General features: G+C 56.2%; 10 protein-coding genes. All 10 read left to right on the forward strand.

Features of this window, described 5'->3' with window-relative positions:
- Positions 1 to 16: 16 nt before the first annotated feature.
- The 10 genes from ACTRXH_RS02670 (at position 17) to mutS (ending at position 13,987) form a co-directional block, all read left to right on the forward strand.
- Positions 17 to 1,270: a competence/damage-inducible protein A gene (locus tag ACTRXH_RS02670; RefSeq protein ID WP_474280447.1), complete on the forward strand. Its 1,254-nt coding sequence runs from the start codon at positions 17 to 19 to the stop codon at positions 1,268 to 1,270.
- On the forward strand, positions 1,254 to 2,861 hold the full coding sequence (locus tag ACTRXH_RS02675; protein ID WP_474280449.1) for a DEAD/DEAH box helicase: 1,608 nt from the start codon (positions 1,254 to 1,256) through the stop codon (positions 2,859 to 2,861). Before ACTRXH_RS02670 ends, ACTRXH_RS02675 begins: the two co-directional genes overlap by 17 nt.
- A 259-nt stretch (positions 2,862 to 3,120) precedes the next feature.
- A complete protein-coding gene (gene recA, locus ACTRXH_RS02680; protein ID WP_298784446.1) occupies positions 3,121 to 4,206 on the forward strand; it encodes a recombinase RecA in 1,086 nt (361 codons plus the stop codon).
- 345 nt (positions 4,207 to 4,551) lie between these two features.
- Positions 4,552 to 6,114, forward strand: coding sequence for a ribonuclease Y (rny, locus tag ACTRXH_RS02685; RefSeq protein ID WP_474280451.1), 1,563 nt, complete (start codon positions 4,552 to 4,554; stop codon positions 6,112 to 6,114).
- Positions 6,115 to 6,177: 63 nt separating this feature from the next.
- Entirely contained in the window at positions 6,178 to 6,975 is a 798-nt protein-coding gene (locus ACTRXH_RS02690; RefSeq protein WP_474277430.1) for a TIGR00282 family metallophosphoesterase, read from the forward strand.
- A gap of 100 nt (positions 6,976 to 7,075) precedes the next feature.
- Positions 7,076 to 7,336, forward strand: a complete 261-nt coding sequence (locus ACTRXH_RS02695; protein WP_022792833.1) for a stage V sporulation protein S — start codon at positions 7,076 to 7,078, stop codon at positions 7,334 to 7,336.
- Between the two features lie 130 nt (positions 7,337 to 7,466).
- Entirely contained in the window at positions 7,467 to 9,146 is a 1,680-nt protein-coding gene (locus ACTRXH_RS02700; RefSeq protein ID WP_474280452.1) for an ABC-ATPase domain-containing protein, read from the forward strand.
- A gap of 96 nt (positions 9,147 to 9,242) precedes the next feature.
- The gene (gene miaB / locus ACTRXH_RS02705; protein ID WP_474280454.1) at positions 9,243 to 10,826 is read left to right on the forward strand and encodes a tRNA (N6-isopentenyl adenosine(37)-C2)-methylthiotransferase MiaB; all 1,584 of its coding nucleotides are present in this window, start codon (positions 9,243 to 9,245) and stop codon (positions 10,824 to 10,826) included.
- A 4-nt stretch (positions 10,827 to 10,830) separates the two neighbouring features.
- Positions 10,831 to 11,199 carry a YlbF/YmcA family competence regulator gene (locus tag ACTRXH_RS02710; protein WP_474280456.1) on the forward strand — a complete coding sequence of 123 codons (369 nt, stop codon included), beginning with the start codon at positions 10,831 to 10,833 and terminating at the stop codon, positions 11,197 to 11,199.
- A gap of 196 nt (positions 11,200 to 11,395) precedes the next feature.
- Positions 11,396 to 13,987: a DNA mismatch repair protein MutS gene (mutS, locus tag ACTRXH_RS02715; protein ID WP_474280458.1), complete on the forward strand. Its 2,592-nt coding sequence runs from the start codon at positions 11,396 to 11,398 to the stop codon at positions 13,985 to 13,987.

The raw sequence follows: 13,987 nt of genomic DNA on the forward strand, positions 1-13,987 counted from the left end.
ATCGGAGGAACGTGTAATGAACGCTGAAATTATTGCAGTAGGAACAGAGCTTCTGTTGGGCCAGATTGCCAACACGAACGGCCAGTATTTATCGAAGGAATTAGCTTCCCTCGGGGTGAATGTTTTCCGCCATACGGTGGTCGGGGACAATGAAGCCCGGATGCATGAAGCCATCGGGGAAGCCTCCGAACGGGCGGATATCGTCATCCTGACGGGTGGTCTCGGACCGACGCAGGACGACATTACAAAAGACGTGGTGGCCGGCTTTACCGGCCGGAAGCTGCTCGTGCACGAAGCATCAGCGCAAAAGATCAGGGACTATTACGACCGTACGGGCCGGGAGATGCCTGCGTCCAATATGCGCCAGGCACACTACGCGGAGAACAGCACAGTGTTTTTTAACCAGAACGGAATGGCCTGCGGGATGGCGGTCGAAGAAAACGGCACGCATTACGTTTTAATCCCCGGGCCGCCCCGGGAAATGAAATCCATGTACAAGTATGACGTTGAGCCTTACGTGGCGGCGCTTGCCGGTAGCGGCAGGCTCGTTTCGTCCCGGGTGCTCCGTTTTTACGGCATCGGGGAATCCTCGCTCGAGGAGGAGCTGCAGGATTTGATCGAAGCCCAGACGAATCCGACGATCGCCCCTCTGGCCGGCGACGGCGAAGTTACGCTCCGGCTGACGGCTGCTGCCGCGACGGAAAGCGAAGCCGTGCAGATGATTGACGGCGTGGAGAAGCAGGTGCTTGGCCGTGTCGGGGAGCATTTTTACGGCTATGATGACGATTCGGTCTTTAACCATACCGTGGATGTACTGAAAGAGCGCTCCCAGACGATCGCTTCGGCAGAAAGCCTGACCGGCGGCTGGTTTGCGAAATCCATCGTGGATATCCCAGGCGCCTCGAGCGTATTTCAGGGCTCGGTCACGACGTATTCCAAAGCGGCCAAGCAGCACATTCTCGGCATTGACCGGCCGCTGCTCGACGAGGAGGGCGCCGTGAGCGCAGCCTGCGCAGAAGCAATGGCTGAAAAAGTGAAGGAAAAATTCAACACCGACGTCGGTATTTCATTTACCGGTGTCGCCGGGCCGGACCGTGACGAAGGGAAGGAGCCCGGACTCGTCTGGATAGGAATTTCCGGACCGCAGGGAACGATCTCAAAACAAATTCACATCGCCGGCACCAGGGATCGTGTCCGCTTTATGGCTTTATATGAAGGGTGCCGATTGTTATGGAAAGAAAAGGTGGTAGAAAATGACAACATTCAATGATTTTCAAATGAAGGACGAAATTAAGCAGGCTGTACGTGAGATGGGCTTTGAAGAGCCATCCCCGGTGCAGGAAAAAGCGATTCCCGATGCCCTCGAGCAGAAGGATCTGATCGGACAGGCGCAGACCGGTACCGGTAAAACGGCAGCGTTTGGCATTCCGATTTTAAATAAAGTGACCGAGGAGCCGCACGTGCAGTCAATTATCATTACTCCGACCCGCGAGCTGGCCATTCAGGTATCGTCGGAAATCCAGAAGCTCTCCAAGCATTTAAACATCCGTTCGCTGCCAATTTACGGCGGCCAGTCGATCGGCCATCAGATTAAAGCGCTCAAGCAGGGCGTGCAGATTGTTATCGGTACGCCGGGCCGGGTGCAGGACCATCTTCGCCGCAAAACGCTGCAGCTCGACAAAGTTAATACTGTCGTGCTCGACGAAGCGGACGAAATGCTCGACATGGGCTTTGTGGAAGACATTGAAGCGATTTTAAAACAGGTGAACGTCGACCGGCAGACGCTGCTGTTCTCAGCGACGATGCCGCCGGCGATCCGCAAGCTGTCGAAAAAATACATGGTGGACCCGGTGACGGTATCCATCAACAAAAGTGAAGTAACGGCGCCAAACATCGAGCAGTCGTACTTTAAGGTGCTCGAGCGCAACAAGCAGGATTCGCTCTGCCGGATTCTTGACGCGCGCGACCCGGACCTCGGCATTATTTTTTGCCGCACGAAAAAAGGTGTGGCGGATCTGACGGAAATTCTGCAGGCAAGAGGCTACCTTGCAGACGGGCTGCACGGGGATCTGACCCAGCAGCACCGCGACGCCGTTATGAACAAATTCCGCAATGGGGCGATCGAATTTCTCGTCGCCACAGACGTTGCCGCACGCGGCATTGACGTTCAGAATGTAACGCACGTGATCAACTACGACATTCCGCAGGATCCGGAAAGCTACGTTCACCGTATCGGCCGTACAGGCAGAGCCGGCCGCAAGGGCGAAGCACTCACGCTTGTGACGCCGCGCGAAATGAAGCACCTGCGTTCGATCGAATCGGAAATTAAAATGTACATTCCGTCGCACCGGGTGCCGACCATCGAAGAAGTGGTGGAAAAGCAGCAGGAAGCGTGGAAGCGCCAGATTGCTTCCCAGATGGAGGAGGAGTCGGAGCTAAGCCTCTTTAATGAGATTACAGATGAGCTTCTAAACGAATATGATCCGAAGGACGTCGTCCGCTCGCTGATGAAGCTGAACTTTGCCTCCACGGTGAGTGAATCCGACGAAGGCAGCGGCTTCGGTGAAACCGGCGGCGCCCGCGGTATGACAAGATTCTTTATCAATGTCGGCCGCAATGTGAACATGACGCCGAAAATACTGATTGAAGAAATTTCGAACGCGGTCGGTATTCCCGGCAAGTCGATCGGCAAAATTGATATTTTTGATAAATTTACCTTTGTGGAAGTACCGCAGGACAGCGCACCGTTTGTATATGAAGCCCTCCGGCACGCACGCATTAACGGCACGCGCGTGAACCTCGAGCCGGCGAAGCCTCGTCCGGCTCGTCCGAACCGGAACACGCAGCGCCAGTCCCAGTAATCCGTTCGCTCTTCAGCGGCAGCCGCCGCTGAAGAGTTTTTTTACCGTCAGCCTGGCAGCGGCAGGGCGTTTCGGGCAAAAGAAAAAACACGAATAAATGTTCGCATATCTGTTGGCAAACCGGACAAAAAAAGATATAATGTAGAAAGCAGGAAAACAGCGGGAACGCTTCCTGAACAACAGCAGGCATGTATGGATACGTTCTTCGTGGGGAAGAGAGTATCTGTTTAATAGTATATATCCTTGAAGGAGAGATAAGATGAACGAAAGAAAAGCCGCATTGGATCAAGCACTGAGCCGCATCGAAAAACAGTTTGGCAAAGGGTCGATCATGAAGCTCGGCGATCAGACCGACCGCCGCATTTCCACCATTTCCACCGGCGCCCTGGCCGTAGATATTGCCCTCGGGGTCGGCGGCTATCCGCGCGGACGTGTCGTGGAAATTTACGGCCCGGAATCCTCCGGTAAAACGACAGTGGCTCTGCACGCCATTGCTGCGGCCCAGCGCGACGGGGGCACAGCAGCCTTTATCGACGCGGAGCACGCGCTGGATCCAAGCTATGCACGGGCTCTTGGCGTTAACATTGATGATCTGATTCTTTCCCAGCCGGACACGGGCGAACAGGCACTTGAAATTGCCGAAGCGCTTGTACGAAGCGGCGCAATCGACATTCTCGTCATTGATTCTGTAGCTGCGCTCGTGCCGAAAGCAGAGATTGAAGGCGAAATGGGCGACAGCCACGTCGGCCTGCAGGCACGTCTGATGTCCCAGGCGCTGCGGAAGCTGTCCGGGGCGATCAGCAAATCGAACTCGATTGCTATGTTTATCAACCAGATCCGTGAGAAGGTCGGCGTCATGTTTGGCAGCCCGGAAACAACTCCCGGCGGCCGTGCGCTGAAATTCTACTCCTCGGTGCGTCTTGAAGTGCGCCGGGCAGAAACGCTCAAGCAGGGCAACGAAATGGTCGGTAACAAAACGAGAATCAAAGTGGTGAAAAACAAAGTAGCACCGCCGTTCCGTCAGGCGGAAGTGGATATTATGTACGGCGAAGGCATTTCGCGCGAAGGTTCCATTCTCGATATCGGTGCTGAGCTCGACATCGTGCTTAAAAGCGGCGCATGGTACTCCTACGAAGGCGAACGTCTCGGACAGGGACGGGAAAACTCGAAGCAGTTCCTGAAGGAAAATGAAGCAACGGCCGCGGCGATCGAACGGAAAATCCGCGACCATTACAAGCTCGACGACATCCAGTCCGAACCGGAAGAGCCGGAAGAAGAACCGGAAGCTCCGGCGGAATCCGGACTGCTTGCTGAAGAGGAAGAAACAGCAGATACGAACCGTTAAATCAACGCCAGGGCGCCGGAATTCCGGCGCCTTTTTTCGTGCGGAAAAAGGTCCGGGGGAAGCAGCAGCGCACGGAACTCCTGCCGGGCGGGCAGAGAAAGCAGGAGTACAGGCGGGGAGAAAACGGTGTCAATCCCTATAAAAACAGGGATTCCTGCCAGTGAGCTTTCTTGACAGCGCCATGCGGTAAAGATACAATAAAGAAGTGGAACGTTTGTTTTGTTCCGCACTTCGATGAGCGTATTAATTCGCAAGCAGAACAATGCGGACACGAAAAAGAATCATCAATGCAACTTTCGCAACAACCGAAAGTGAACAATCAGATAGCAAGAGGAGGTGACATGTATGAACACTGCAATCATCTCCATTTTGCTTGTTATCGGTGCATTGATAGTTGGTTTGATTGGATATTTTGTCCGAAAAGCGATTGCCGAAGCGAAATTCAAAAGCGCCGAGCACGAAGCCGGCCAGATTGTGAAAGAAGCTGAGCGGCAGGCAGAGACAATCTTAAAAGAATCGCGGTTGGAAGCTAAAGACGAAGCACATCAAATTCGGGCAGAAGCAGAGAGCACTCTGAATGAACGAAGAAATGAAGTTCAAAAACAAGAAAACCGCTTGATGCAGAAAGAAGAGACCCTTGACCGAAAAAGTGAGACGTTGGACAAAAAGGAAGAATCCTTGGAGCGTAGAGAGGAATCTCTCTATGAAAAACAACAACAGGTTGAGGAAAATAACAGCAAAGTGGAGGAGATTCTCGCCAAACAACAGCAGGAACTTGAACGTGTTTCCGGAATGTCGCGGGAGGATGCCAGAGAGCTGATCCGCCGCGAGACCGAACAGGAGATGGAACACGAAACGGCGCTTCTGATCAAAGAACGGACAGAAGAGGCCAAACAAGAAGCCAACAAAAAAGCGAAGAATATTTTATCCCTCGCCCTGCAGCGCTGCGCTGCCGACCATGTCGCCGAAACGACGGTGTCTGTGGTGAACCTGCCAAACGATGAAATGAAAGGGCGGATCATCGGCCGCGAAGGACGCAACATCCGGGCGCTTGAAACGTTAACCGGTATTGATCTTATTATCGATGATACCCCGGAAGCTGTCATTCTCTCCGGCTTTGATCCGATCCGCCGCGAGGTGGCGCGCATTGCGCTTGAACGCCTCGTGCAGGACGGCCGCATTCATCCGGCACGTATCGAAGAGATGGTCGAAAAAGCACGCCGGGAAGTGGATGAGTTCATCCGCGAATACGGCGAAGAAGCAACGTTTGAAATGGGCATCCACGGGCTGCATCCGGATCTTATGAAGATTCTCGGACGCCTTCACTTCCGGACAAGCTACGGCCAGAATGTGCTGAAGCACTCGATGGAAGTGGCGCATTTGACCGCGCTGATGGCTGCCGAACTCGGGGAAGACGAACAGCTGGCCCGCCGCGCCGGACTGCTTCACGACCTCGGGAAGGCCATCGACCATGAAGTCGAAGGAAGCCACGTGGAAATCGGCGTCGAGCTCGCTAAGAAATACAAAGAGCACGAGGTCGTCGTCAACAGTATCGCTTCCCACCACGGGGATACCGAAGCGACCTCCGTGATTGCTTCCCTCGTCGCGGCTGCAGACGCGCTGTCCGCGGCCCGGCCGGGAGCACGCAGGGAGACGCTTGAAACGTACATCCGCCGTCTGGAACGGCTCGAAGAGATTTCGGAATCCTTTAAAGGAGTCGAGAAAACCTTCGCCATCCAGGCCGGACGCGAGGTGCGGATCATGGTGAAGCCGGACGTGGTGGACGACCAGCTGGCACCGCAGCTGGCACGCGACATCACGAAACGGATTGAGAGTGAATTGGATTATCCGGGACATATCCGCGTAACGGTGATACGGGAAACCCGGGCAGTAGATTATGCAAAATAAAGCGGTGGCACTCACCGCTTTATTTTTTTATGCTTAGATGCACGAAGAAAGGAAGACATTTATATGAAATTTTTATTTATCGGCGACATCGTCGGCGCTCCGGGACGGAAAATGGTGGAGGAGTACCTGCCGCGCTTAAAGCGCAGGTACCAGCCGACCGTTACAATCATGAACGGCGAAAACGCGGCGCACGGCAAAGGCATTACCGAAAAAATTTACAAGCAGCTGCTCGAAGCAGGCGCACAGGTTATCACGATGGGCAATCATACGTGGGACAACCGGGATATTTTCGAGTTCATTGACGATGCCAAAATGATGATCCGTCCGGCCAACTACCCGGCGGGAGTGCCTGGCGAAGGCATTAAATACCTGCGTATCAACGACCAGGAGGTGGCAGTCATTAACCTGATTGGGCGGACGTTTATGGGCAATCCGAACGACGACCCGTTTCGGAAGGCCGACGAGCTTGTAACGGAGGCGTCCGCGCGCACCAACTTTATTTTCGTAGACTTTCACGCGGAAACGACGAGCGAGAAGCAGGCGATGGGCTGGTTTTTAAGCGGCCGGGTGAGCGCTGTTGTCGGCACCCATACCCATGTGCAGACAGCCGACGACCGGATTCTCGACGGCGGGACCGCCTTTTTATGCGACGCCGGCATGACCGGGCCGAGCGACGGCATTCTCGGCATGGAGCGCGAAGCGATCATACGAAAGTTTCAGACGAATCTGCCTACCAAGTTTGAAGTGGCCGAAGGGCGGGAACAGTTAAATGGAGTCGCTGTGAAAGCGGATCCGAAAACCGGAAAAGCGACGACGATTGAACGCATCCGCATTGACGAATCCCACCCATTTTTCGAATAAAAAAGAATATTTAGAAAAAAGCAGGAATCTGGCCCTTCTTTCATGAATTATGCCTAATACAATGGCGTTACCATTGATCCTACGCAGGGAGGTACTAGAAATGGAAGTATTAAAAGTATCCGCTAAATCCACTCCAAATTCTGTCGCAGGTGCCTTAGCCGGAGTTATTCGTGAAAAAGGAGCCGCAGAAATCCAGGCGATCGGGGCCGGCGCGATCAACCAGTCCATCAAGGCGATAGCCATTGCCAGGGGGTTTGTGGCGCCGAGCGGCATCGATCTGGTCTGCATTCCCGCCTTTACCGATATTGAAATTGACGGCGAAGAACGAACGGCGATAAAATTAATTATTGAGCCCAGATAGACGTTTTTCGACGCATCCGGCGGCGCCCAGGCGCTGCCGGCAATTCTATACATATCACCGGCCGGTGGTACTTGGAGACGTCCCTGCGGCGTCTTTTTGTATGCCGGCAGACCATGAGAGGAGAATACCAATGAAACAACTGATTCAGACGCTAAAACGCATCGACCGCAAGGGCTACAAAGCCTATAACGATATTAAAGGGACCCACGAGTTTTCGGATTTCAGGCTGCATATGGACCACGTGCAGGCCGACCCATTCGCCAGTCCCTCCCGTGCCCGGGTGACGCTTTCACGAAAAGCGCTCGAGCTCGGCCCGGAGGTCGAGGAAAGCGACGCGCGCCGGGTGGCGGCCGTCGACTTTTTCGCCCTTGCCATGCAGCAGGAGCTGAGCAAGCAGAAGGGCAAGCCGGGCATTATTATCGATGGTCCCGGCCAGGAAATGATCGACCGCACAGCCGTGAAGCTGTCGAAGGAACACCTCGAAATCCGGCTGTCGATCCACCTGCCGGCGAGAGGCCGTACGATCCAGGGGCAGGAAGCGATTGAGCGGCTCACAAAACAGCTGCCGGAGGCGGTCCAACGCGCCGTGCAGCAGTACTCCAGGCAGAAGCTGACCGCCCAGCTTGAGCTCGCCGACCAGCAGCAGGCAGTGCGCCGATATCTGGAGGACAACGACTGCATCGCGTTTGTGGCCAACGGCTCGGTGCTCCCACGCGCAAGCGGCGTCAGCAACCGCCCGATGAGCGGCAAGGAGGTAATCTCGTTTCAGTCGCCGAAGGAGCGCGAAGTGACGATTGAGCTGCCGCACGGCGGGCCGATTACCGGCATGGCGGTGCCAAAGGGTGTGACGATCATTGTCGGCGGCGGCTACCACGGCAAAAGCACGCTGCTTGAATCGATTGAGCGCGGGGTGTACAACCACCGCGCCGGCGACGGCCGCGAGTTTGTGATCGCCGATCCGAGCGCCGTGAAGGTGCGTGCCGAGGACGGCCGCTCGGTGACCGGGGTGAACATCAGCCCGTTTATCGCAAACCTGCCGGCCGACAAGGACACCTCGTTTTTCACGACCGAAAATGCGAGCGGCAGCACGTCGCAGGCGGCGAATATTATGGAGGGCCTCGAGGCAGGAGCCGGAACGCTTCTAATCGATGAAGATACGAGTGCGACCAACTTTATGATCCGTGATGCCCGCATGCAGGCGCTTGTTGCCAAACGCAAGGAGCCGATCACGCCGTTTATTGATAAAGTGCGCGCGCTTTATGACGATGAAGGCATTTCCACGATTCTCGTCGTCGGTGGAGCGGGAGATTATTTTGACGTGGCGGATTATGTTATCATGCTTGAGGAGTACGTGCCGTATGATGTGACTGAAGAAGCGCGCCGGATTGCCGGCGAGCACCCGACCAACCGGGCGAAGGAAGCCGGTGAGGCATTCGGGGCCCTGACCGGACGCCGTATTGCGGTGAACCGCTTTGACGCGCGTAAGGGCAAAAAGGAAAAGGTGAGCGGCAAGGGCCGCGATACGGTCATGTACGGAGCGGAAACGATCGACCTGAGCGCGGTCGAGCAGCTGATTACCGGCAGCCAGACAAATGCGATTGCCGAAGCCATCCGCCACGCGAGCCGGCAGTTCGAACAGCCGGCGCCGCTTCCGGAGGTGCTCGACTACATCGAGCAGACGATCGACAGGCAGTCACTCGACGCGCTCTCGCCGTTTAAAAACCAGCATCCCGGGGACATGGCGCGTCCGCGGCGGTTTGAAATCGCGTCGGCCATTAACCGCTATCGTCCGCTCCGCGTTGAACGGTGATTTGAGTTTTAATGGTTTTCGGCTTATAATATGAAGCGACGACAAAAATCACGGGCGGCGCGTCCGCCCGTACCTATAGAGAAGGGAGAGACCACCGTGACTGATAAAAAGCAAACGGATACGTCTGAACAAACGACTCCGGCGGTCGATCCGGCATACGAAAAATACTTTGATTTTTCCAAAGCCGAAGTGGAAAGCAACGAGGACGGCAAACAATACATGAAAATTGGCGGCCGGTCGATCGTGATCAACGACCAGCCCGACCATAAAGCAGGACGCAAGCGGACGAAGCAGGACGCGTCGGTGCACTATGATTTTGACATACCCGAGGATATGCGGGGCATCGGCTACGGCAAAAAGTACCTGATCCGCACGTACGGCTGCCAGATGAATTACCATGATACCGAAAACATGGCTGGCATTCTCGAGGAGATGGGCTTTGCCGAAACGAAGGACACCGAGGAGGCGGACCTCATCTTTCTGAATACGTGCGCGATCCGCGAAAACGCGGAAAACAAAGTGTTCGGCGAAATCGGCCACTTAAAGGCGCTCAAGCGCGAGAAGCCGGAGCTCATGCTCGGCGTGTGCGGCTGTATGTCGCAGGAGGAAAACGTCGTGAACCGCATCATGCAGAAGCACCAGCACATCGACATGATTTTCGGCACGCACAACATTCACCGCCTGCCGGAGCTTCTCCGCGACGCCATCCAGGGCAAGGAGATGGTGATCGAGGTCTGGTCCAAGGAAGGCGATGTCATTGAAAACATGCCGAAAAAACGCGCCGGCGGCACGCAGGCATGGGTCAACATCATGTACGGCTGCGACAAATTCTGCACGTACTGCATCGTGCCGTATACGCGCGGCAAGGAGCGGAGCCGCCTGCCGGAGGATATTATCGCCGAGGTGCGCGACATCGCGCGCCAGGGCTACAAGGAAATTACGCTGCTCGGGCAGAACGTGAACGCCTACGGCAAGGACCTCGGGCTCGACTACGGGCTCGGCGAGCTCATGAACGAGCTGCATAAAATCGACATTCCGCGCATCCGGTTTACGACGAGCCACCCGCGTGACTTTGACGACTACCTGATCGAGGTGCTTGCGCAGGGCGGCAACCTCGTCGAGCATATCCACCTGCCGGTGCAGTCCGGCAACAGCGACATGCTCAAGCTGATGGGACGCAAATACACCCGCGAGGAATACGTCGAGCTAGCCCGCAAAATCAAAACGGCGATTCCGCACGCGTCGTTTACGACCGACATCATCGTCGGCTTCCCGAACGAAACGGAGGAGCAGTTTGAAGACACGATGTCTCTCATGCGCGAGATGGACTACGACAGCGCGTTCACCTACATCTACTCCCCGCGCGAGCATACGCCGGCAGCGAAGATGGAGGACAACGTGCCGATAAATGTGAAAAAAGAGCGGCTCGCCCGCCTGAACGCGCTCATGGGCGACATTTCGAACCGCCGCAACAAAGAGCTCGAGGGCAGAGTGCTTGAGGTGCTAGTCGAAGGCGAAAGCCGTAAAAACGCTGACGTGCTCTCCGGACGGACGCGCACGAACAAGCTCGTGAACTTCCGGGCGCCGAAGGACGTTATCGGCGAAGTCATTTACGTCCAAATTGACGAAGCCAAAACGTGGTCGCTCGACGGCCATGTTGTGGAATTCGCGGAGGTGTAAGCAGATGGCCTACACGAAAGAAGAAGTGATGCAGGAAGCCGGACGGCTCGCCGAACGGCTGAAGGAAACCGAGGAAGTGGACTTTTTCATCCGCGCCGAGACGCAGATTAACGACAACGTGCGGATCCAGAACCTGATCCAGGAGATCAAGGATAAGCAGAAGCAGGCGGTCAACTTCCAGCACTACGAAAAAACGGAAGCGAAGCGTCAGGTGGAAGCGCAGATTAACGATCTGCACGAAGAGATTGAAAACATTCCGATCGTCGGGCAGTTCCGCCAGAGCCAGACCGAGGTTAACTACATTCTGCAGCTGATCAGCGACCAGATCACTGCCTCGATCTGGGAGAACGAAGACGACGACAACAGGTCATAAAAAGAACCGCTTTCCGTTTCACGGGAGGCGGTTTTCTGCTTGTCGGACTTTTATAAATTTCACATACCATAATTTAGTTTCTTCTTAAACAGTGATATAATATGAGGGACAAATCGGAGAATGCTTCCCGTTGGAGAAGCGAACGGAACGATGTACAATAAACAGGCAGTGAAACAAACATAACGGAGGCTTTTTGATGCCAGAGACAGATACACCGATGATGAAGCAGTATAAGGACATAAAAGCGGCCTATCCGGACGCCTTTTTGTTTTACCGGCTCGGCGACTTTTACGAAATGTTCTTTGATGATGCGGAGCTTGCCGCCCGTGAGCTCGAGATCACGCTCACCAAACGCGGCCAGAAGAACGAAAATGACATCCCGATGTGCGGGGTGCCGTATCACTCCGCCGAAGGGTATATTGCCACGCTGATCGAAAAAGGGTACAAAATTGCGATCTGCGAGCAGGTGGAGGACCCGGCTAAAGCGAAAGGCGTCGTAAAGCGCGAGGTAGTGCGCATGATCACCCCGGGGACGATCATGGAAGGGCGCGCCCTTGACGAAACGGAAAACAACTTTCTTGTCGCGATAGTGCCGAACGGAACGGAAACGGCGTTTGTGAAGGCGGATCTCACGACCGGGGAAACGGCGGCGGCGCTTCTCTCCGATGACGTCGGCGAATGGCAGCGCGAAATGACGACCGCGCACCCAAAGGAAATCATCGTGCCGGAGGAGCAGGAGGGTGTCATGGCCGACATGTACCGCGGGATGATCTCGACCGGGGCGGTGCCGGAGCTGAAGCCCGAATGGGAAGCACTCACCGGTGAGCTGGACAGCGGCACGCTCCAAAACGGCGCAGCGCTTCTGCTCGGCTACGTGGAGCGCACCCAGCAGCGGTCGCTCGGCCACCTGCAGCCGTTTACGGTGTACGAGCCGAACCGGACGATGCAGCTGGATATGCATTCGCGGCGAAACCTGGAGCTGACGGAGACGATGATGGGCAAAACGAAGGACGGGTCGCTTCTCGGCGTGCTCGATCGTACCGTCACCGCGATGGGCTGCCGCAAGCTGCGGCGCTGGATCGAGGAGCCGCTTCTCTCCCGCCCGGCGATCGAAGAACGGTACGGGATGGTGGCTTCGTTTGCGGACAATTTCTTTGCCCGTGAGGACCTGCGCGAGCATCTGCGCGACGTGTATGACATTGAACGGCTTGCCGGCAAGGCCGTGTACGGCAACATTAACGCCCGCGAACTCGTGCAGCTGCGTCGGACGCTGCAGGCGGTGCCGGCGATTGCCGACCTGCTCGGTGGCATGAATAATCCGGCCATTAACGAACGCCTGGTGGACGTGTCCGCCTTTCAGGAACTTGAGGAGCTGCTCGACCGGAGCCTCGTCGACGATCCGCCGTTTGGCGTCCAGGAGGGCGGTATGTTCCGCTCCGGCTTTCATGAGGAGCTCGACCAGTACCGAGAGGCGGGCCAGAACGGCAAGCAGTGGATCGCGGAGCTTGAGCAGAAGGAACGTGCCGAAACGGGCATCAAGTCGCTCAAGGTTGGCTACAACCGGGTGTTCGGCTACTATATTGAAATCACGAGGGCCAACACCCATCTGATTCCGGACGGGCGCTATGAGCGCAAGCAGACGCTCACGAACGCCGAGCGCTACATCACGCCGGAGCTGAAGGAAAAGGAAGACCTGATCCTCGGCTCCGCGGACCGCGCCGTCCAGCTCGAGTATGAGCTGTTTCTCGACCTGCGCGAACACGTCGCGGGCTACGTGCGTCCGCTCCAGGAGCTTGCCGACCTGCTGAGCGAAATGGATGTGCTGCAGAACTTCGCCCACGTGAGCGAGCGGCTCGGCTACGTCCGGCCGGCCTTCAGCAAGGACAAGACGCTTGCTGTCCGCGGCGGCCGCCATCCGGTCGTGGAGACGATGCTCACCGCCGGCGAATTTGTGGCAAACGACACCCATATGGACGAGCACGGCATGCTGTTGATCACGGGTCCGAACATGGCCGGCAAAAGCACCGTGATGCGCCAGGTGGCGCTGATTGCGATCATGGCGCAGATCGGCTGCTTCGTACCGGCCGAGGAGGCGGAGCTGCCCGTGTTTGACCGGATTTTCACCCGCATTGGGGCAGCCGACGACTTAACGAGCGGCCAGAGCACGTTCATGGTGGAAATGAAGGAAACCCAACAGGCATTGCTGAACGCCTCGGCTGACAGCCTGATTCTGCTCGACGAAATCGGGCGCGGCACCTCCACGTACGACGGGATGGCGCTCGCGCAGGCGATCATGGAATACATTCACGAGCAGGTCGGGGCAAAGACACTCTTTTCCACGCACTACCACGAGCTGACCGTGATGGAGGACCACCTGCCGGCGCTCCGGAATGTGCACGTGCGGGCAGTGGAGGAGGACGGTGAAATCATTTTCCTGCACCGGGTGGAGCCGGGCAAGGCCGACCGCAGCTACGGCATTTACGTGGCCAAGCTCGCCGGCCTGCCGCCGCAGGTGATCGAACGCTCCGAGACGATTCTAAAAAGCTTTGAAGAGCAGAAAACCGCCGCGTACGCAGCGCCGGACGAAGCTGCACCAACCTCTGCAGAGACAATCAAGGAACCGGACGAGCCCGAGCAGCTGGCGCTCTTTTCCCTTGATGACGGCAGCGCCCGTGCGAAAGAAATCATGAGCGAGCTGAAGCGGACCGACGTGCTCCGCATGAGTCCGATCGAAGCGATCGAAAAGCTGTACCAGCTCCAACAGTACGCGAACGAGGAGGAGGAATAA

Source organism: Marinococcus sp. LNHM5E3-2.1, assembly GCF_056034365.1.

Excerpts from the sequence above, each read along its gene's own strand:
- ACTRXH_RS02670 (WP_474280447.1), top strand. The coding sequence starts at position 17 with ATGAACGCTGAAATTATTGCAGTAGGAACAGAGCTTCTGTTGGGCCAG.
- ACTRXH_RS02675 (WP_474280449.1), top strand. The coding sequence starts at position 1,254 with ATGACAACATTCAATGATTTTCAAATGAAGGACGAAATTAAGCAGGCT.
- recA (WP_298784446.1), top strand. The coding sequence starts at position 3,121 with ATGAACGAAAGAAAAGCCGCATTGGATCAAGCACTGAGCCGCATCGAA.
- rny (WP_474280451.1), top strand. The coding sequence starts at position 4,552 with ATGAACACTGCAATCATCTCCATTTTGCTTGTTATCGGTGCATTGATA.
- ACTRXH_RS02690 (WP_474277430.1), top strand. The coding sequence starts at position 6,178 with ATGAAATTTTTATTTATCGGCGACATCGTCGGCGCTCCGGGACGGAAA.
- ACTRXH_RS02695 (WP_022792833.1), top strand. The coding sequence starts at position 7,076 with ATGGAAGTATTAAAAGTATCCGCTAAATCCACTCCAAATTCTGTCGCA.
- ACTRXH_RS02700 (WP_474280452.1), top strand. The coding sequence starts at position 7,467 with ATGAAACAACTGATTCAGACGCTAAAACGCATCGACCGCAAGGGCTAC.
- ACTRXH_RS02710 (WP_474280456.1), top strand. The coding sequence starts at position 10,831 with ATGGCCTACACGAAAGAAGAAGTGATGCAGGAAGCCGGACGGCTCGCC.
- mutS (WP_474280458.1), top strand. The coding sequence starts at position 11,396 with ATGCCAGAGACAGATACACCGATGATGAAGCAGTATAAGGACATAAAA.